Origin of the sequence: Streptomyces sp. NPDC058674 (genome assembly GCF_042716505.1) — a bacterium.
Taxonomy (GTDB): Bacteria; Actinomycetota; Actinomycetes; order Streptomycetales; family Streptomycetaceae; genus Streptomyces.
Window position 1 is genome coordinate 109,347 of record NZ_JBHXSC010000012.1, and the last position, 19,365, is coordinate 128,711.

The following is a 19,365-nucleotide window of genomic DNA, read 5'->3' on the forward strand; positions in this document are numbered from 1 at the left end:
CTAGGTTGGCGGCATGGCTTCTCAGGTGCTCGTCGCAGCGAACCGCGGACCCCTTTCCTACGCCCTCTCCGACGACGGCGGGCTCAGCGCCCGGCGCGGCGGGGGCGGCCTCGTCTCCGGCCTCTCCGCGGCCCTCGCGGAGCAGCCGGACACGGTGTGGATCTGCGCGGCCCTGTCGGACGCGGACCGGGAGGCGGTGCGCCGGGGCGTCTCGGAGCCCGGCGTCCGGATGCTGGACATCGATCCCGCGGTGTACGACGACGCGTACAACGGCATCGCCAACTCCGTCCTGTGGTTCACCCACCACCACCTCTACGAGATCCCGCGCGAGCCCGTCTTCGACGCGCGGTTCCACGCACAGTGGGCCTCCTACACCGCCTACAACCGCGCCTTCGCGCAGGCCCTCGCGCAGGAGGCGGCGCCGGGCGCCCGCGTCCTGGTGCAGGACTACCACCTGGCGCTGGTGCCGGGGCAGCTGCGGGAGCTGCGGCCGGACCTGCGGATCGCGCACTTCACGCACACGCCGTGGGCCTCGCCCGAATTCCTGCGGATGCTGCCCGACGCCATCCGCGAGGAGCTGGTGTGGGGAATGCTCGGGGCGGACGTCCTGGGCTTCCACACCGAGGGCTGGGCGGCGAACTTCGTCGCGGGAGCGGACGTCGACTCCCCCGCGGGGGCCGCGACGGCGACCCCGGCCCGCGGGGGCCGCCCGGCCGTGGTGGCGCACCGCAGGACGCCCGCGGACGGCGGCGGGCCGGGGCCGACGCGGGAGACCACGGTGACGGCCTTCCCGCTGGGGGTGGACGCCGAGGACCTGCGGGCGCTCGCCCACCGGCCCGAGGTCGACGCGAAGCTGGAGCAGCTGCGGACGGAGGTCGGGGACCGCAAGGCGATCGTCCGGGTGGACCGCACCGAGCTGTCGAAGAACATCCTGCGGGGCCTGCTGGCCTACCGCGAGCTGCTGACGGTCCACCCCGAGTGGCGGGGCCGGGTGGTGCACCTGGCCTCCGCGTACCCGTCCCGGCAGGACCTGGCGGTGTACCGGGAGTACACCGCGTCGGTGGCGGAGCTGGCGGCGGAGGTCAACGCGGAGTTCGGCACGCAGGACTGGCAGCCGGTGCTGGTGTCGGTCAAGGACGACTTCACGCGCTCGCTGGCGGCGTACCGGCTGGCGGACGTGGCCCTGGTCAACCCGGTGCGGGACGGGATGAACCTGGTCGCGAAGGAGATCCCGGTGGTGTCGGAGGCGGGCTGCGCACTGGTCCTGTCGACGGGCGCGGGGGCGTACGAGGAGCTCCACGAGCACGCGGTGACGGTGAATCCGTACGACGTCACGCAGACGGCGCAGGCCCTGCACCAGGCGCTGTCGATGCCGGACGCGGAGCGGGCGGAGCGCACGAAGCGGCTGGCGGCGGCGGCCACGGCGCTGCCTCCGGCGCAGTGGTTCACCGCCCAGCTGGACGCGCTGTCCGCTCCCGGCCGCGCCTGAGACGCCCGGCCCCACCCGGCCCTGCGCCCGCGGGAGACCCCGCCGGCGCAGGGCCGGGCCGGTCAGGTGCGCAGGGCTCGGGCCAGGGTGGCGAGCAGGGCCACGACCTGCTCGGGGCCCGCCAGGACGATGTCGGCCCGCGAGGCCAGCTCCGGGACCTCCGCCGAGCCGCTGCACACCAGCAGCCCCGGCCGCCCCTCGGCCCTGCGCTTCTCGACGGCCGCGTAGGCGGCCAGGTCCCCCAGGTCGTCGCCGGCGTACAGCACCGCCTCGGCGTCCGTCTCCTCCAGGAACTCCGTCAGCGCAACGCCCTTGTCGATGCCCGGGGGCCGCAGCTCCAGCACGGCCCGGCCCGGTTCCACCATCAGCCCGTGCCGTGCGGCCAGGGCCGCCAGCGGCTCCCGCAGGGCCTCGAAGGCCGCCGAGGGGTCGGCCGCGCGCCGGGTGTGGACCGCCAGGGCCCGGCCCTTCTCCTCGATCCACGTGCCCCGCCAGGCCCCGATCGAGTCGAGGAAGCCGGGCAGCTCCGCCCGGACCGCCGCCACCCCGGGATGCTCGGCGGGGGCGTGGACGATGCCGGTGACGGCGTCCCACCGCTCGGCTCCGTAGTGGCCGAGGACGACCAGGTGCTCCAGCCCCGGAACCCCGGCGAAACCGCCGTAGCGCACGGCCACGCCCGCCGGGCGGCCGGTGACCACGGCCACGGAGGCGACTTCGGGGGCCAGCGCGGCCAGGGCGGGCACGGCGCCGGGATGGGCGCGGGCCTGGTCGGGGTCGGGGACGATGTCGGCGAGGGTGCCGTCGAAGTCCAGGGCGACCACCGACCGGCGGGGGGCGCGGAGCAGGGCTTCGAGTCCTTCGCGCCCGGCTGCGGTGTCGGGTATCGGGAGGTCGTGCGGATGGGTCCCCATACGGTCGACCCTAACGGGCCCGCCGGGTGACGGCTACGGCGCGGGTCGCGTCCGCGCGGATCGGCGGGGAGCCGTCACCGCCGCGCCCGCTGGGCCTCGCGGACGCGCCGCAGCCGGTTCACCGTGCCCGGGGCGTGGGCCAGCGCCCGGGGGTCGTCCATCAGTGCGTTGAGCAGCTGGTAGTAGCGGACCGGGGTCATCCCCAGGCCCTCGCGCACCGCCCGCTCCTTGGCCCCGGGCCCGGGCCAGGTGCGCGCCTCGTACGCGAGCACCGCGGCCTCCGCGGCCGTCAGCTGCCCCTCGTCCGTCATACCGCCAGATTAACGCCGCCCACCGACACCCGGCCCGGCCCGCCCCCTGCCCGGTGCGGGCCGGGGGCGGGCCGCACCGGGCCGGGGCGGGCTCAGCGCGGGTCGGCCTTGCGCGCCGCCGCGGCGATCTCCTCCAGCACCTTCGACGGCTGGCCGCCCGGCTGCACGCTCTTGCCGATGTTCTGCTTGATCTCCTCGCTCACGCCCGCCCAGGACTTCTTGCCGACGGGGTACAGCCGCGAGCTCGGCAGCGCCGCCAGGAACGTCTTGAGCTGCGGGGAGGAGCCTCCCGCGCCCGCCTCCGCCGCCCGGTAGCCGCTCGTGGTGACCGGCAGCAGGTCGTACTTGTCCGTGAAGGCCGTCACGTTCTTCGCCTCGTACAGGAAGTCGAGGAACTTGCCGGACTCCTTGCGGTGCCCGTTCTTGAAGGCCATCACCCAGTCCGCGACGCCCATCGCCGGGTGATCGGTGCCGTCCGCGGCCGGCAGGGGCACCATGCCGTACTTCACACCCTTGTCGCCGGCCTGCTTGAGCAGCGTGGGGTGGCCGTTGAGCATGCCGACCTCGCCGCGCGCGAAGGCGTCGAAGGCGGCCTGCCGGTCCAGCTTGGCGGGCTCGACGGGGCCGGTCAGCCCCTGTCCGACGAGCTTGTCGCGCAGGAACTCCAGCGTCTTGACGTTCTCGGCCGAGTCGATGGAGTAGTTCTCCTCGTTGTCGGTGTAGCCGCCGCCGCCCGCGAGCATCCACATCATCGTCTCGGCCTGGGCCTCCTCGCGGCCCAGCGGCAGCGCGAAGGGAGTCGGGACGCCGGCGCCCTTGAGCTTCTTCGCGGCCGCTTCGAGCTCGCTCCAGCTCTTCGGGTTCCAGGCGGTCCTGCCGTCCTTGGGGACGACACCGGCGTCGGCGAGGAGCTTCTCGTTGTAGAAGAGCAGCCGCGTACTGGCGACGAAGGGCAGGCCGTACTGGATCCGCTTGACCTTGCCCGCCTCGGCGAGGGGGTCGAGGAAGTCCGCCTCGGTCTTCACGGAGAGCAGCTCGTCCGCGGTGTAGAGCTTGCCGTCGGCCGCGTAGTCGGCGTAGGCGCCGATCTGGGCTATGTCGGGTGCCTTGCCCGCCTTGACCATCTCGGCGACCTTGGCGTCGACCTCCGACCAGGAGTAGACGCTGACCTCGACGTTGATGCCGGGGTGGTCCTTGGTGAAGGCGGCGCCGAGGTCCTTCCAGTACGCGGCGGAGGAGTTCTGCGGATTGTCCCCGTAGTCGGCCGCCACGACCCGCAGGGTCACCTCGTTGTCCCCGGTGAGTCCGCCGAGGGCTCCGCAGCCCGTCAGCACGGCGGCCGTGAGGCACAGGGCGGCGCCGGAGGCGGCCAGGCTCAGGTGTCGGCGCTTCACAGTTCTCTTTCCACCCCTTGTTGTACGTACGATCCACGTAAGGTCTACACCACTTTGGCGACGCGTTCACATCCGGGCGGGCCCGCGGGCCGGGTCCGTGTCCGCTTCGTGTCCGGACTCGGGGGCGCGATTTTGTATGGCCACTCAACAATCCCTCCCAATGGACTAGACCTTTCCCCGTCGAGCACGCGAGACTGTCACCTGTGAAACCCGTGAAACACGTCATCGCCCTGGATGTGGGCGGCACCGGGATGAAGGCCGCCCTCGTCGCCGACGACGGCACCCTGCTGCACGAGGCGCGCCGCGCCACCGGCCGCGAGCGGGGCCCCGACGCCGTCGTCGAGACGATCCAGGACTTCGCCGCCGAGCTGCTGCGCACCGGCGAGGAGCGCTTCGGGCGGCCCGCGTCGGCCGCCGGTGTCGCCGTCCCCGGCATCGTCGACGCCGAGAACGGGACCGCCGTCTACGCGGCGAACCTGGGCTGGCGCGACGTCCCGCTGCGCGCCCTGCTCACCGGTCGCCTCGGCGGCATCCCGGTGGCACTCGGCCACGACGTCCGCACGGGCGGACTCGCCGAGGGCCGCATCGGCGCCGGCCGGGACGCCGACCGCTTCCTCTTCGTCCCGCTCGGCACCGGCATCGCCGGCGCCATCGGGATCGCCGGCCGGATCGAGGCCGGCGCCCACGGGTACGCGGGCGAGATCGGCCACATCGTGGTCCGCCCCGGCGGTCCCGCCTGCGGCTGCGGCCAGTACGGCTGCCTGGAGACCCTCGCCTCCGCCGCCGCCGTCTCCCGCGCCTGGGCGGCCGCCTGCGGCGACCCCGGGGCGGACGCCGCGCAGTGCGCCGAGGCCGTCGAGGCCGGCGACGCCCGCGCCCGCGAGGTCTGGCTGGCGGCCATCGGCGCGCTCGCCGACGGGCTGGTCACGGCGATCACCCTGCTGGACCCGCGCACGCTGATCATCGGCGGCGGGCTGGCCGAGGCCGGAGACACCTTGTTCACACCGCTACGGGCGGCCGTCGAGGAGCGCGTGACGTTCCAGCGGCTGCCCCACATCGTTCCGGCCGCCCTCGGGGACACGGCCGGATGCCTGGGCGCAGGGCTGCTCGCCTGGGACCTACTCGCCACGGAGGTACCCGCCTGATGTCCGCAAGCGCAGACAGCACCGTCCTCTCCGGTGCCAGGGTGGTGCTGCCCACCGGGACCGTCGCCAACGGCCGGGTCATCGTCGACGGCGACCGCATCGCCGGGAGCGCCCGCGAGGGCGCCCGGGTCGTCGACCTCTCCGGACACTGGGTCGTCCCCGGCTTCGTGGACATGCACAACCACGGCGGCGGGGGAGCCTCCTTCACCTCCGGCACCCCCGAGGAGGTCCTCAAGGGCGTACGGACCCACCGCGAGCACGGGACCACCACCCTGGTCGCCTCCACCGTCACCGGGGACCTGGACGAGCTGGCCCGGCGCGCCGCACTGCTCGCCGAGCTGACCCAGCAGGGCGAGATCGCCGGCATCCACTTCGAGGGGCCCTTCATCAACCCCTGCCGCAAGGGCGCGCACAAGGAGGAACTGCTCCGCGACCCCGACCCGGCCGAGGTGCGCAAGCTGATCGACGCCTCGCACGGCGCCGCCCGCATGTTCACCCTCGCCACCGAACTCCCGGGCGGCCTGGACTCCGTACGCCTCCTCGTCGAGCACGGGGTCATCGCCGCCATCGGCCACACCGACTCCACGTACGAGCAGACGCGCCAGGCCATCGACGCGGGCGCGACCGTCGCCACCCACCTCTACAACGCCATGCCCGGCCTGGAGCACCGCGCGCCGGGCCCCATCGCGGCGCTGCTGGAGGACGAGCGGGTCACCGTCGAGCTCATCAACGACGGCACCCACCTGCACCCGGCCATGCTGGAGCTGGCGTTCCACCACGCGGGAGCGCACCGCGTGGCGCTGATCACCGACGCGATGGACGCGGCCGGCTTCGGCGACGGGACCTACCACCTCGGACCGCTGGAGGTCCGGGTCAAGGACGGGGTGGCCCGGCTCGTGGAGGGCGGCTCCATCGCCGGTTCGACGCTGACCCTGGACACCGCCTTCAAGCGGTCGGTGACGGTGGACCGGCTGCCGGTGGAGTCCGTGGTCCAGGCGATCTCCGCCAACCCGGCCAAGCTGATCGGCCTGTACGGCGAGATCGGTTCGCTGGAGCCGGGCAAGTACGCGGACCTGGTCGTCCTCGACGCCTCCTTCGACGTCAAGGGCGTCATGCGGCGCGGCGAATGGGTCGTCACCCCCGCCGTGTGAGGTGCTTCCTGACGGTGCGTGACGGCCCACGGGTGGTGCGCGGACGGCGGCCGGACCCCGGGACCGGGACGGCCGCCCCCCGTTTGGCATGATCCCGGCAGCAACAGACCGGGGGTGCCCATGATCCTGACCGTGACGCTCAACAGCGCGCTCGACCTCACGTACCGCGTGCCGCGCGTGCTCCCGCACGCCTCGCACCGGGTCGCGGACGTCCGCGAGCGGGCCGGCGGCAAGGGGCTCAACGTCGCGCGCGTCCTGGCCGCGCTCGGCCACCGGGTGACGGCGACGGGCTTCGCGGGCGGCCGCACCGGCGCCGACGTGCGCGAGCTGCTGGCGGGCTTCGCGGGCGGCCGCACCGGCGCCGACGTGCGCGAGCTGCTGGCGGGCTCCCCGGGGGTGGTGGACGCCCTGGTGCCCTGCGCGGGCACCACCCGCCGCACCGTGGCCGTGGTCGACGCGGCCTCCGGCGACACCACGCAGTTCAACGAACCGGGCCCGCTGATCACCGCCCCTGAGTGGTCGCGGTTCCTGTCCCGGTACGAGGAACTGGTGGCCGGCGCCCGCGCGGTGGCGCTGTGCGGCAGCCTCCCGCCGGGCGTGCCGGTGGGCGCGTACGCCGTGCTCGTACGGGCCGCCCGCGCGGCCGGCGTGCCCGTCCTCCTGGACACCAGCGGCGAGGCCCTGCGCCGCGGGGTCGCCGCCCGCCCCGAGTTGATCAAGCCGAACGCCGCCGAGCTCGCGGAGCTCACCGGCTCCCGGGACCCGCTCCCCGCCACCCGCGACGCCCGCCGCCGCGGCGCCCGCGCGGTGGTCACCTCGCTGGGGCCGGACGGACTGCTGGCCGCCGCCTCCGAGGGCACCTGGCAGGCGGCCCCGCCCCGCGCACTGTCGGGCAACCCCACCGGAGCGGGCGACTCCGCCGCGGCGGGCCTGCTGTCGGCCCTCGTGGAGGGCCTGGACTGGCCCGCCCGCCTGACCCGCGCGGTGGCGCTGTCGGCGGCCACGGTCGCGGCCCCGGCGGCGGGAGAGTTCGACCCCCGCACCTACGAGGAGGTACGGGGGTCGGTGAAGGTGACCGCGCGTTAGCGCGTCGCCGCCGCGACGGCGGGGGTCACTCCTTCTCCAGCCACAGCTGGTCGAGGTTGACCTCGCACTGGTTGCCGGTCTCGCACGAGATCCTGACCGTGTTCGTGCCCTGCTTGAGCTGCACGATCGAGTACGTGTTGGTCCAGCCCTTCGCCCAGTCGCCCTCGGCGGCCTTGGAGAAGTTCTTCATGTTGATCGGGCGGGTCTGCTTCTCGCCGTTGACGGTCAGCGTGGTGCTGGCGTCCTTGCCCGGCACCCCGTAGGTCATCTTCAGCTTGTACGAACCGGCCTTGGGCAGGTCGAGCGTCCACGTCGCGGCCGCACCGGTCGCGTTCAGACCGCCCACGTACTGGCCGCCGGCGCTCTTGGCTCCCGGCACGGTGTTCTGCAGGCTGGCGCCCCCCGTGAGCGACATGCCGGCGCCCGCGAAGTCAGCCCTGGGCAGCGGGGCCTCCGACGGCTGCGGGGAGCCGTTCGGCGACGGGGACGCGGACGGCTGGGGGGCCTGGGACTGGTTCTGGCCGCCGGTCGCGGCGTTCTTGCCCTTGTCCTCGCCCTTGTCCCCGAAGGCCAGAGCCGCGCCGATGCCGATCGCGACTGCGGCAACCACCGCGACGGCCGCGATCAGCAGGCCCTTGCGGCTGGAGCCGCCGCCACCGCCGTGGCCGCCGGAGCGGGACACCGTCTGGGTCTGGGACTGCGCCGGGCCCCCCGGCTGCGCCGGCACGGCGTAGCCGCCCGCCTGGAGTGCCTCGGGGGACTGGTACTGCGCCTGGTAGGCCGTCGCGGCCTGCGGGCCGGGGCCCTGCTGCTGGGGAACGGGACCGCGCTGACCGCCGCCACGCCGGTCACCGACGGTCCGCACCTGGTGGTGGGAGGTCCGCGGGACGCCGGGTGCGCCGGGGTGACCGCCCATGGTCGGACCGGGGTAGCCGTATCCGCCGCCCTGACCGGGCGGGGTGGCTCCGGCGGCCTGGCCGTCCTCGTAGAGGTAGCCGAACGGATCGTCGTCCTCGGGCCTGTTCGCCCCACCGTGCGATCCGTTGTTCGCGGGCGTCGTCATCGCAGGTCACTCCTTTCGACCCACGGGAGCCTACCCCGAACACGTGCGCCCACGAGCGGCCGATCGCCTCAGCCGGCCCGGCGGTGGGCCTTGGAGCGGGACCGCTTCTCGATGTACATCCGCTGGTCGGCGGAGCGCAGCACCTCGTCCGCGGACATCCCGCAGCTCGCCCACCCGATGCCGAAACTCGCCCCCACGCGGACCGCACGGCCGTCCACCCGGATCGGCGGGATGATCGCGTTGCGCAGACGGACGGCGAGGTCGGCGGCGTCCGCCGCCCCCAGTCCGTCGGCCAGGACCACGAACTCGTCACCACCCAGCCGGGCGACGGTGTCACCGTCCCTGACGCCGGTCGTCAGCCGCCGGGCGACCTCGATCAGTACCGCGTCACCCGTGTGGTGCCCGAAGCGGTCGTTGATCGACTTGAAGCCGTCCAGATCGCAGAAGAGGACCGCGAGGCCCTTCGTGCCGTCGTCCACCTCGGTCGCGGGCGCCACCGTGTGCACGTGGTGGTCGTACGGTCCGTCCGCCCGGCCCGCCGGCGCCCCGGGGAACTCGAAGGGGTCGGCCCCCGCGAAGCGGTCGGGGCCGTCGGGCTGAAAGCCGTGCTCACCGGCACCACCCGCCCCGACCAGCGCCTCGTACCCCGGGTGCGCCGTGTGCACGTCCCGCCCCTCGAAGGCCGCGTCCAGGGCCTCGACCGCGGTCGCCCGGACCGACTGCGGCCGACGGCACAGCCGGGCCCCGAGCCGGGACCGCAGCTCGGCGCTGTTGGGCAGCCCGGTCAGCGAGTCGTGGCTGGCGCGATGGGCGAGCTGGAGCTCGTGCCGCTTGCGCTCCTCGATGTCCTCGACGTGCGTGAGCAGGAAGCGCGGCCCGTCGGCGGCGTCCGCGACCACGGAGTTGCGCAGCGAGACCCACACGTAGGTGCCGTCGCGCCGCCCGAGCCGCAGCTCCGCCCGGCCGCCCTCGGCCGAGGTGCGCAGCAGGGTGCCGATGTCCTCGGGGTGGACCAGGTCGGAGAAGGAGTAGCGGCGCAGCACCGAGGCCGGTCGGCCCAGCAGCCGGCACAGCGCGTCGTTGGTCCGCAGCAGCCGGCCGTGCTGGTCCCCGCCCATCTCGGCGATGGCCATGCCGCTGGGCGCGTACTCGAAGGCCTGCCGGAACGACTCCTCGCTGGCCCGCAGCGCCTGCTGCTCGCGCTCCAGCCGGACCAGCGCCCGCTGCATGTTCGCGCGGAGCCGGGCATTGCTGATCGCAATCGCGGCCTGGAAGGCGTACATCTGGAGCGCTTCGCGCCCCCACGCCCCGGGACGGCGCCCGTTGCGCGGTCTGTCCACCGAGATGACACCCAGAAGTTCCCCGCCGGACGCGTGCATGGGGGCGTAGAGCCGGTCCTCGGGGTGCCACTCGCCCTCGAACCGCGGTTCGGGGCCCTCGGTGTGCCACTGGGGGACGTCGTCCTCCATGAGGATCCAGCCCTCGGTGTGCGGGATGAAACGGAGCCCGTCCCAGTCCTCACCCATCGTCAGGCGGCGTTCCCAGGACGGCCTGGAGCCGACGCGTCCGGTGATCAGGGCCTCGGCCGCGGGGTCGCCCGCGAAGGCGGCGACGACCAGATCCCCGTCAGGGCGTACGAGGTTGACACAGGCGAGCTCGTAGCCGAGGCCCACGACGATGCCGTCCACGACGGTCTGCAGGGTGTCGGCGAGACTCCGGGCCGTGTTGAGCTCGGCCACCACCCGGTGCAACTGCCGCAGGGTCGCAAGACGGACGTACGGCTCCGACTCGGTCTCCATTGCTCGCTCTCCCCGAGACCTCGACAGCAACTCCAGGTTTGTCATCGGCGTTTCGTTGCGGTGTCCCGTCCACTGAATCACAGTGAGCTGTGCGGCCGGTACACAGGGTCAACAAATCTTGCCCTCTGTGACTCAAGTCACATGAGCTGAATAACGGTACGCAACGGACCGCCCCAGGACTGGGAGCGCTCCCCCACATTCCCGGGAGCAAACGATACGCCCGGCCCCGGGCCGAGGGGCGGGGACGCGGCCCGGACCGGGGCCCGATGTGCTCCGCGGAGCGCGGGACGGACGGCTCCGGCGCGCGCCACACGACCCCCGTACCCGCCGCGCCCGGGTGTACCCCCATGCTGAGGGGGTGACCAACGACGAGTTCCGGGCCGCGATGGCCCGGCTGGCGGCGGGCGTGAGCCTGATCACCGCCCGAGAGAGCGCCCTGGCGGCCGACGGCCCGAGCGGTGAGGACGTCGGCATGACGGCGACCGCCTTCATGTCCGTCTCCCTCGACCCGCCCCTGGTACTCGTCAGCCTGCGCGAGGGCTCCCGGATGGACGACCTGCTCGCCGAGCAGCCGCTGTGGGCGGTCTCGGTCCTCGCCGACCACCAGCTCCAGATCGCCGGCCGCTTCGCCATGAAGAACCGCATCAGCGACCGACTGCTCTTCGCCGACCTCCCGTACGTGCGCGGCGAGGCCTCGGGGGCCCTGCTGCTGACCGGCGCCCTGGCCACCCTCGAATGCCGTACGGAGAACCGCGTCGAGGCGGGGGACCACACCCTGGTGGTCGGCCGGGTGCTGACCACGGGCCTGCCGTCGCCCGACGCGCCGCCGCTGACGTACTTCCGCGGCCGCTACCGGCACCTGGCGCCGTAGCCGGGGCGGGCCCAGGCGGGGGGTTCCGGGGGTGGGTCTGGGCGGGGGTCTCGGGGGCGGGGCGCCGGCGGGTCCCGGCGGCGGGTCCCGGCGGCGGGTCCCGAAGCGGGTCCCGGGGGCGGTCCGCTACCAGTCGCGGCCGGTGCGGCCCCGCTTGGTCTCCGCCCGGGCCTTCTTCTCGCGCAGCCGCCGCTCGTTGATCCCGCGCGGGATCTTCGTCGCCCGGCGCTGCCTCGGCGGCGGCGCCGTCGCCTCCGCCAGCAGCGAGGCCAGCCGGACCAGCGCCATCTCCCGGTTGCGCAGCTGCGAGCGGTGCTCGGAGGCCCGTACGGTCACCACCCCGTCGACCAGGCGCGTGGCGAGCCGCTCCAGCGCCCGCTCCTTCCACACCTCCGGCAGCGCCTTGGTGGCCGCCAGGTCGAAGAGGAGCTCGGCGCGGGAGTCCGAGGTGTTCACGTGCTGTCCGCCGGGCCCCGAGGAGCGCGAGAAGCGCCAGGCGAGCTCCGACTCGGGGAGCACGACCGAACCGCGGATGACATAGGGACCAGGCATGCCCCCCATGATCCGTGCCCGCGGCCGCTCCGTCACCCTCAATTTCCCGCCGGGAACCCGGCAGGCCCCTCGGCGCGTTAGAGGGGGCAGCGGTACTTTGGCCGCCTGTACGTGCATGTCGGATGAGGAAAGGGACATTCCCATGGCTGTCAGCCTGTCCAAGGGCGGCAACGTCTCGCTCTCGAAGGAGGCCCCCGGCCTCGCTGCCGTCACGGTCGGCCTCGGCTGGGACACCCGCACCACCACCGGTGTCGACTTCGACCTCGACGCCTCGGCGATCGCCGTCAACGCGACCGGAAAGGTCGTCTCCGACGGCCACTTCGTGTTCTTCAACAACAAGTCCACCCCGGACCAGACCATCGTCCACACCGGTGACAACCGCACCGGCGAGGGCGCGGGCGACGACGAGGCCATCAACGTCAACCTCGCCGGCCTGCCGGCCGACGTGGACAAGATCGTCTTCCCGGTCTCCATCTACGACGCCGAGGCCCGCAGCCAGAACTTCGGCCAGGTGCGCAACGCGTACATCCGCGTGGTGAACCAGGCCGGCGGCACGGAGATCGCCCGCTACGACCTCTCCGAGGACGCGGCGACCGAGACCGCGATGGTCTTCGGCGAGCTCTACCGCAACGGCGCCGAGTGGAAGTTCCGCGCGGTCGGCCAGGGTTACGCCTCCGGCCTCACCGGTATCGCGCAGGACTTCGGCGTCAACGTCTGATCCGTCCCACCCGAGCGTCCGGGCCCCGCAGCGGCAGGGACCGGACGCGCGGCGCGGCGGACACAAGCGCTGGTGAAGCCCCCTCCCGGCCGTCCGGGGAGGGGGCTTCGCTACCGTTCGGCAGGTGATCCTGCAACCGCTCGCCCCCGTGGACGGCGACCTTCCCGGCCCGGTCCTCACCGAGATCGCCGCCCTCTACGCGACGAACCACGCGTTCTTCGAACTGAGCGGTGACTTCCCCGACCCCGGCCGCATCACCGTCGAGCAGGTCGCGGCCTCCCTCGCCGACGAACTCTCCCGGCCCGGCGCCGAGATCCTCCTCGCCCGCTCCGCCGGCCGGCTCGTCGGCCTGGCCACCACCCTCGCCCACCACCCCGACCCGGCCTCCGGCGACCCGGACCCGTGGATCGGCCTCCTGCTGATCGACGCCACCGCGCACCGGGAGGGCCACGGACGTGCCGTGGCGTCCCTGGTCGAGGAGCGCTTCCGCGCCGCCGGACGGACGGGGCTGCGGCTCGCGGTGCTCGACGACAACCCCCGGGCCCTCGCCTTCTGGCAGTCCCAGGGGTACACCGCCGTGTGCCGGGCGAAGGACCGCGACCTGGGCCGCGACTGCACGGTCCTGCGCAAGGCGCTACGGGCCCCGTAGGTCACCGGCCGCGGCCCGGGCGGTCCTTCCCGTAGAGCCAGACGTCCCACACCGTCTTCAGGTCGCGCCCCGTCCGCTCCTGCGCGTAGGCCGTGAAGTCCGCCGTACTCGCGTTCCCGTGCCGGTGCTCGGCCGCCCAGCCGCGCACCATGTCGAAGAACGCCCCGTCGCCGACCTCCTGCCGGATGCGGTGCAGCACCATGGCACCCCGGTAGTAGACCGGGTTCCCGGAGATGTCCTCGGGTCCGGGCGGCGCGGCCGGCGGGAAGGCGTCCCAGTCGGAGTCGGCGTTCTCGTCGACGTCGGTGTCCCCGTCCAGGAAGGCGTCGAACTCCTCCTGCGCCGTGGGCCCGCCGTGCTCCTCGGTCCACAGCCATTCCGCGTAGGTGGCGAAGCCCTCGTTGAGCCACATGTCCTTCCAGGACTTCGGCGAGACCGAGTTGCCGAACCACTGGTGGGCGAGCTCGTGGACGAGCAGTTCCTCGCTGCCCGGCGCCCCGGGGAAGACGGGCCGGGTCTGGGTCTCCAGCGCGTACCCGAGGGTCCCGCCCGGCAGGACGACCGCGCCCGCCGTGCCGAAGGGGTACGGGCCGAAGCGCCTGCTGCCCCACTCGACGACCTCCGGCAGCCGCGCGAGCACGTCCTCGCTCCGCGCCGCCTCGCCGGGCGAGACCGCGGTGTAGAGGCCCACCCCGGAGGGGGTGCGGCCCGTCGACACCCGGTACTTCCCGATGACGGCGGTGGCCAGGTAGCTCGCCATCGGCTCCGGGCTGTGCCACGCGAAGGCGGTGCGGCCGGCGCCGGCGGGGGCACGGGAGCGCAGCTCGCCGTTCGACACCGCCTCGTAGCCGTCCGGGACGGTCAGCGTGATGTCGTACGCGGCCTTGTCGCTGGGGTGGTGGTTGCCCGGGAACCACGTCATCGAGCCGACCGGCTCGCCGACCCCGACGGCCCCGGGCGCGCCGTCCCCGGTGCCCTCGGCGGCCTCGCCGTCGGCGGCGGCCCCGCCGGTGGTGATCCAGCCCTCCTCGGAGCCGTCCGGGTCGGAGAGGGCCTTCGGCCTGCCGCTGTAGGAGACCTCCGTCCGGAAGACCTCGCCCTTCTCCAGGTCTTCGGCCGGCCGGACGGTCAGCTCGTTGCCGCTGCGGTTGTACCGCGCCCTGCGGTCCTGGACGGTGACGCCCTCGACCTTCAGGCCGCTCAGGTCCAGGTTGAAGGAGCTGAGCCCCTGCCGGGCGCGGGCGGTGATGACGGCCCGGCCGCGCAGCCGGCCGTCGGCGGGCTCGTAGTCCAGGTCCAGCGCGTAGTGCTCGACCTGGTAGCCGCCGTTGCCGGCCTTGGGGAAGTACGGGTCGCGCAGACCGGACGCACCGGGCCGCCCCTGCACGGCGCCGCCCGTGCACGCCGTGGTGAGGGCGAGCAGGGCGGCAGCGGCCGGGGCGGCCAGGCGGAGTACGGCGCGGTGTTCCACGCGCCCGATCCTAGGGGGCTGTCCCGCGGTCCCCGGCGGGGCGGAGCGGCGAGGCGTCGCAGCCGGGCCGGCGCCGCGCGCCCGCCCGGGGATGAGGGGATGGGGGCGGATGGGGGGGACGGGGGGATGACCGGACAGCCCTCGGGCGGGGGCGGAGGGCGGCGCGGGCTACTTGCCCAGCGCGTCGGCACCGGCCTTGGCGAACTTCTCGTCGAGGTCGCCGCTGGGGGCGCCGGCCACGCCGATGCCGGCGACGGGGGCGCCCTCGGCCTGCACGGGAGTACCGCCGCCGAGGAAGAGGGTGCCCGGGATGTCCTTCAGGTTCGGGGTCTGGGCGAGGCGGCCCGCGAGGACGGAGGTCGGGGCGTTCCAGGACACGGCGGTGTAGGCCTTGCGCTGCGCCGACTCGTAGGACTGGGGGCCCGCGCCGTCCCCGCGCAGGGTGACGATGGTGTTGCCGTTGCGGTCCACGACCGCGACGGTGACCTTCTGGTTCTCCTTCTGGGCGGCGTCCAGCGCGGCCTGGGCGGCGCGGGCGGCGGCATCGACGGTGAGGTGGGTGGAGGTGGTGAAGTTCCGGTCGTCGTCCTTCTTCGCCGAAGCGGCGGCCGGGGCCGCGGCCGGCGCCGGGGCGGCACTGGCGCTGACCGCCCCGAAGGTCCCGGCGCCGAGGGCGACGGCGAGGGCGGTACCGGTGAGGACGCGGGTACGGGTGTTCATCTCTGCTCCTGAGGACGATGAGGTGGCGGGCGGTGAGGGTGGCGGGTCCGGGGCCGGTGCCGGTGCGCTGAGCCCCGGCCGGACCGGCCCGGCCCGGAGGCGGGCCGCCCCGGCTGGTGCGGTGTCGGCCGTACCGGCGGTGCGGTGCGGGCCGCTCGGGCGGGGCGGGTCCGGTGCCGGTGCCGCACCGGACCCCGGCCGGACGGCCCGACCCCGGCGGGGCGGTGCGGGCCGTTCCGCCGGGGCGGTGCGGTCCTGCGGTGCGGTGCGGGCCGCACCGCACCGCCGGTGCGAGCCGTACCGCCCGGGCGGTGCCAGCCGTACCGGTGATGCGGTGTCGGCCGTACCGGCGGTGCGGTGCGGGCCGTACCGGCGGTACGGCGCGGGCCGTTCCTTCACTGCTCCAAGCCTGGCCCCGTACCCCAGGCCGCCCCGTCCCCGTACCGGCTCCCTCCGCCGACCACTCCGGTTGACCCCCGGGTCAACCGATCGGCCGATGCGCCCGCCCCCACCCCCGCATTGACTGTCCCGAACCCCCCACCCGCACATCCAGCCCCCCTTCGCTCGAGGCGCAGGCCCCGGGGCGAAGCCCCGGCAACGGCGCCGCTCCCGCACAACCAGCCCCGCCGGCGCTTGAGGCGCGGGGCCCGGGGCAGAGCCCCGGCAGCGGCGCCGCACCGGCACGACCCGCCCGCCCACCCGGCAGGGAAACGGCAGGGAAACGGCAGGGAAACGGCAGGATGGCACCGCACCACCCCCCACCCCAGGAGCCCCCGTGAGCCACCCCCCACCGCGGAAACCGAACACCCGCACCCTGGCCACGGTCACCCACACCGCGTTCTTCCTGCTCCTCGGCGCCTCCCTGGCCCGCTTCCTCCTCCGCCACCCCGGCGAGCCCCGCACCCCGTGGATCATCGCCCTCAGCATCACGCTGTCCCTGCTGTACGTCCTCGGCCCCACCGTCGGCGCCACCCCGCCCACGGCCGCCCCGCCCACACCCACCCCTCCCACCGACCCCGGAACCCACGACCCCGACCCGGGAACCGGCCCCGGCGCCCGGCGAGCCGGCCGGGCCGCCCGGCCCACCGGCCGGCTCGTCTGGCTCGGCCTCGTCGTCGCCACCTGGGTGGTCCTCGTCGTCCTCGCCCCCAGCTTCGCCTGGTGCGCCGTCCCGCTCTTCTACACCGCCCTGCGCACCCTCCCCCCGCGCGCCGCGGTCGTCCTCGTCGCCCTCCTCACCGTCTTCGTCGTCATCGCCCAACTCCAGCTCGCCACCGCCTTCGACCCCAACCTCCTCCTCGCCCCGCCCGCCGTGGCCGCCCTCGCGACCGCCGTCTTCGTCCACACGGAGCGCCAGGCCGAGGCCCAGCGGACGCTGATCGACGACCTGATCCGCACCCGCCGCGAGCTCGCCGCCACCGAACGCCGCGAAGGCACCCTCGCCGAGCGGCAGCGGCTGTCCATGGAAATCCACGACACCCTCGCCCAGAACCTCTCCAGCCAGCAGATGCTGCTCCAGGCCGCCGACCGCACCTGGGACACCGACCCCGGCACCGCCCGCGCGCACGTCCGCACCGCCACCGGCATCGCCGCCCGCGGCCTCGCCGAGGCCCGCCGCCTCGTCCACGACCTGGCCCCGGCGGAACTGGCCGGGGGAGCCGGGCTCGCCGACGCGCTGCGCGCGCTGGACGCGGGCCCCGACACCGAGGTCCGCTTCCACCTCGAAGGCACGCCCGCCCCGCTCCCCGACCGCGTCCAGTCGGCCCTGCTGCGCATAGCGCAGGGCGCGCTGGCCAACGTGCGGGAGCACTCCGGCGCCCGGACCGCCGCCCTGACCCTCAGCTTCCTGGGCGACCAGGTGGTCCTGGACGTCGCGGACGACGGCCACGGCTTCACCGAGCCCCGCGCCGGCGCTTCCGGGCCCCGCGCCGCCGCCTCCGAGCGCGGCCACGGCCTCCCGGCGATGCACGCCCGCGTGCGCCAGCTCGGCGGCACCCTGACGATCGAATCCACGCCCGGCGAAGGCACCGTCCTCTCCGCGGCCATCCCCCTGGAGCCCACCGGATGACGACGATCCTCCTCTGCGACGACCACGTCGTGGTCCGCGCCGGCCTCCTCGCCCTCCTGGGCAGCGAGCCGGACATCGACGTGCTCGGCGAGGCGGGCAGCGGCGAGGAGGCGGTCGCGCTGGCCGCGAAGCTCCGGCCCGACGTGGTCCTGATGGACCTCCAGCTGGGCGAGGGCATCGACGGCATCGAGGCCACCCGCCGCATCACGGCCCTCCCGGACCCTCCGCACGTCCTGGTCCTGACCACCTACGACACGGACGCGGACATCACCCGGGCCATCGGCGCGGGCGCCACCGGCTACCTCCTCAAGGCGGAGCGGCCCGAGGAGCTCTTCGCCGCGATCCACTCGGCGGCCCAGGGCCGCACGACCCTCTCCCCTCCGGTCGCCAGCCGCGTGATGGCCCACCTGCGCGGCGCCCGTCCCACCCTGACCGACCGCGAGCTGGACATCCTCGGCCAGCTGGCCCGCGGCCTGGGCAACCGCGACATCGCACGCGCCCTGTTCATCAGCGAGGCCACCGTCAAGACCCACCTGGGCCGCATCTACGACAAGCTCGGCGTCGACACCCGGGCGGGCGCGGTCGCGGTGGCCAAGGAACAACGCCTCCTCCCCTGACCCCGCCGGCCCGTCCCCGCCGCCGGGACGGGGGGAAGGCGGGGGCGGGGGCGGGGGCGGGGACGGGGGGCGGGGGCCGCCCGGACCCGTGACACCATCGGGTACGTGCTCGACATCGGCTACTCCCTCTCCCGGCGCTTCCCGGACCCCCCGCAGACCGACTACCGCTCGGCGGACGTCCGTACCCTGCGCCACGACCTGTTCTGCGGGGACGTCTACCTCGCCGACACCCACGCGGACCGGGAAGTGTCCACAGCCTGGGGATGGGTGCCCGTACTGGACTTCGCCTGGGCCCTGTGCGACATCGTCGAGCAGCTCGACCAGGACCCCCGCGGCAGCCGCTCCGCCCACCGCCAGTACGCGGAACTGGACTTCACCGAGTCCACGGACCGGATGCTGTTCGAGCGCCGCTTCGGCTGGGTCGACGTCGAGGCCGACTGGATGCCGGCCGAGGAGAAGCCGCTGACCTTCAGCCACCGCCTGCTGCGGCGCGAGGCGCGCGACTTCCTGCACGACCTCATCGCCGACCTGGTCGACATGCACGAGGGCCTCGCCGACAACCCGGCCGTCTGGACCCTCCAGTCCCGCTTCCCCCGCGTCCCGGCCTGATCGTCCCGCCGGACCGCGCCCACCCGCCTGCTCCCCGAGTCCCGCCCCGGCAGATACGAAACCAAGGCCCCCCGGCGGACCCACCCCACGCGGGCCCGGTACAGCCCGGCCGGCCCCCCGAGCCGACGAAGAGCCCGAGGCGGAGCCCGGCAACGCACCGGCCCGGGGCGCACCCCGCCGCACAACGGCCCGGCGGGCGCGGTCGGAGGCGGCCAGGCGAATGACCGGGGCCGTCCCGGCGGACCCGCCGGAACGGCCGGGCGGTCGCGGAGACGGGCGCAGCCCGGCCATAACCCGGCCCGGGGCGGAGCCACCCGGCCCGCAGACCCGGGACGCGCCCCGCCGCACACCAGCCCGGGACAGCCCGGCAGGCGCAGCGCCCCGGGCGGCCCGGGAGGCCCACCGCCCGCCCCGGCCCGACGGTCACGGAGCCCGGCAACCCACCTTCCCGAGGCGCACCCCGCCGCACAACGGCCCAGACCAACTCAACGGGCACGGACCCCGGGACAGACCGGCAGGAGCGGGGCCCGAGACGGCCGCGGGGCCCGGGGTTGCCCAGCCCGGAACGCGGGGCCCGGGCCGGTCCGGCCGCCTGGCCCGGGGGGACGGCCCGGCCGCCGGGCCCGGGACGGCCCGGGGCGCGGGCCCGGGACGGCCCGGGGCGCGAGCCCCGCCCGGCCCGAGTTCTGCGTCACCAGGTCGCACACCTGGCGGAAGAGGTCCTGCGGCACGCCGCAGACC

18 protein-coding genes are annotated in these 19,365 nt (G+C 74.8%); 10 read left to right on the plus strand and 8 right to left on the minus strand.

Annotated elements, in window-relative coordinates; genetic code table 11:
- Window positions 1-13 precede the first annotated feature (13 nt).
- Window positions 14-1,489 carry a trehalose-6-phosphate synthase gene (locus ACFWU6_RS09530; protein WP_383807106.1) on the plus strand — a complete coding sequence of 492 codons (1,476 nt, stop codon included), beginning with the start codon at window positions 14-16 and terminating at the stop codon, window positions 1,487-1,489.
- Between the two features lie 62 nt (window positions 1,490-1,551).
- Here the strand turns inward: ACFWU6_RS09530 and otsB are convergent, their stop codons facing one another.
- From otsB to ACFWU6_RS09545, 3 genes are all read right to left on the minus strand, one after another.
- Window positions 1,552-2,400: a trehalose-phosphatase gene (gene otsB / locus ACFWU6_RS09535; RefSeq protein ID WP_383807109.1), complete on the minus strand. Its 849-nt coding sequence runs from the start codon at window positions 2,398-2,400 to the stop codon at window positions 1,552-1,554.
- Between the two features lie 74 nt (window positions 2,401-2,474).
- On the minus strand, window positions 2,475-2,711 hold the full coding sequence (locus ACFWU6_RS09540) for a DUF3263 domain-containing protein (protein WP_383807112.1): 237 nt from the start codon (window positions 2,709-2,711) through the stop codon (window positions 2,475-2,477).
- Window positions 2,712-2,803: 92 nt separating this feature from the next.
- Entirely contained in the window at window positions 2,804-4,105 is a 1,302-nt protein-coding gene (locus ACFWU6_RS09545; RefSeq protein ID WP_383807115.1) for an extracellular solute-binding protein, read from the minus strand.
- A gap of 212 nt (window positions 4,106-4,317) precedes the next feature.
- Here ACFWU6_RS09545 and ACFWU6_RS09550 point away from each other — a divergent pair, with 212 nt between their 5' ends.
- The 3 genes from ACFWU6_RS09550 (at window position 4,318) to ACFWU6_RS09560 (ending at window position 7,487) form a co-directional block, all read left to right on the plus strand.
- Window positions 4,318-5,250 carry an ROK family protein gene (locus tag ACFWU6_RS09550; protein WP_383807179.1) on the plus strand — a complete coding sequence of 311 codons (933 nt, stop codon included), beginning with the start codon at window positions 4,318-4,320 and terminating at the stop codon, window positions 5,248-5,250.
- Window positions 5,250-6,401 (plus strand): N-acetylglucosamine-6-phosphate deacetylase, encoded by a 1,152-nt coding sequence (gene nagA, locus ACFWU6_RS09555; RefSeq protein ID WP_383807118.1) that lies wholly within the window; start codon window positions 5,250-5,252, stop codon window positions 6,399-6,401. Before ACFWU6_RS09550 ends, nagA begins: the two co-directional genes overlap by 1 nt.
- A 120-nt stretch (window positions 6,402-6,521) precedes the next feature.
- Complete coding sequence (locus tag ACFWU6_RS09560; protein WP_383979934.1) at window positions 6,522-7,487, plus strand: 1-phosphofructokinase family hexose kinase; 966 nt, start codon at window positions 6,522-6,524, stop codon at window positions 7,485-7,487.
- A 25-nt stretch (window positions 7,488-7,512) separates the two neighbouring features.
- Here the strand turns inward: ACFWU6_RS09560 and ACFWU6_RS09565 are convergent, their stop codons facing one another.
- A complete protein-coding gene (locus tag ACFWU6_RS09565) occupies window positions 7,513-8,550 on the minus strand; it encodes a carbohydrate-binding protein (RefSeq protein ID WP_383979936.1) in 1,038 nt (345 codons plus the stop codon).
- 68 nt (window positions 8,551-8,618) lie between these two features.
- On the minus strand, window positions 8,619-10,349 hold the full coding sequence (gene cdgB / locus ACFWU6_RS09570) for a diguanylate cyclase CdgB (RefSeq protein WP_383807127.1): 1,731 nt from the start codon (window positions 10,347-10,349) through the stop codon (window positions 8,619-8,621).
- Window positions 10,350-10,734: 385 nt separating this feature from the next.
- On the opposite strand from cdgB, the gene ACFWU6_RS09575 reads away from it, so the two are divergent.
- On the plus strand, window positions 10,735-11,220 hold the full coding sequence (locus ACFWU6_RS09575; RefSeq protein WP_383807182.1) for a flavin reductase family protein: 486 nt from the start codon (window positions 10,735-10,737) through the stop codon (window positions 11,218-11,220).
- A 126-nt stretch (window positions 11,221-11,346) separates the two neighbouring features.
- On the opposite strand, the gene arfB is transcribed toward ACFWU6_RS09575, so the two are convergent.
- A complete protein-coding gene (arfB, locus tag ACFWU6_RS09580) occupies window positions 11,347-11,781 on the minus strand; it encodes an alternative ribosome rescue aminoacyl-tRNA hydrolase ArfB (protein ID WP_383807129.1) in 435 nt (144 codons plus the stop codon).
- Between the two features lie 133 nt (window positions 11,782-11,914).
- Here arfB and ACFWU6_RS09585 point away from each other — a divergent pair, with 133 nt between their 5' ends.
- Window positions 11,915-12,490: a TerD family protein gene (locus tag ACFWU6_RS09585; protein WP_383807132.1), complete on the plus strand. Its 576-nt coding sequence runs from the start codon at window positions 11,915-11,917 to the stop codon at window positions 12,488-12,490.
- Between the two features lie 124 nt (window positions 12,491-12,614).
- On the plus strand, window positions 12,615-13,139 hold the full coding sequence (locus ACFWU6_RS09590; RefSeq protein ID WP_383979938.1) for a GNAT family N-acetyltransferase: 525 nt from the start codon (window positions 12,615-12,617) through the stop codon (window positions 13,137-13,139).
- A 1-nt stretch (window position 13,140) separates the two neighbouring features.
- Here ACFWU6_RS09590 and ACFWU6_RS09595 read toward each other — a convergent pair whose 3' ends face one another.
- Together ACFWU6_RS09595 and ACFWU6_RS09600 are read right to left on the minus strand one after the other, a co-directional pair.
- Window positions 13,141-14,610, minus strand: a complete 1,470-nt coding sequence (locus ACFWU6_RS09595; RefSeq protein WP_383979942.1) for a M1 family metallopeptidase — start codon at window positions 14,608-14,610, stop codon at window positions 13,141-13,143.
- 168 nt (window positions 14,611-14,778) lie between these two features.
- Complete coding sequence (locus ACFWU6_RS09600; RefSeq protein WP_383807140.1) at window positions 14,779-15,330, minus strand: heme-binding protein; 552 nt, start codon at window positions 15,328-15,330, stop codon at window positions 14,779-14,781.
- Window positions 15,331-16,105: 775 nt separating this feature from the next.
- On the opposite strand from ACFWU6_RS09600, the gene ACFWU6_RS09605 reads away from it, so the two are divergent.
- From ACFWU6_RS09605 to ACFWU6_RS09615, 3 genes are all read left to right on the plus strand, one after another.
- Entirely contained in the window at window positions 16,106-17,398 is a 1,293-nt protein-coding gene (locus ACFWU6_RS09605; protein WP_383979945.1) for a sensor histidine kinase, read from the plus strand.
- On the plus strand, window positions 17,395-18,015 hold the full coding sequence (locus ACFWU6_RS09610) for a response regulator (RefSeq protein WP_383807146.1): 621 nt from the start codon (window positions 17,395-17,397) through the stop codon (window positions 18,013-18,015). Before ACFWU6_RS09605 ends, ACFWU6_RS09610 begins: the two co-directional genes overlap by 4 nt.
- 105 nt (window positions 18,016-18,120) lie before the next feature.
- A complete protein-coding gene (locus tag ACFWU6_RS09615) occupies window positions 18,121-18,624 on the plus strand; it encodes a hypothetical protein (protein ID WP_383807149.1) in 504 nt (167 codons plus the stop codon).
- Window positions 18,625-19,365: the final 741 nt, after the last annotated feature.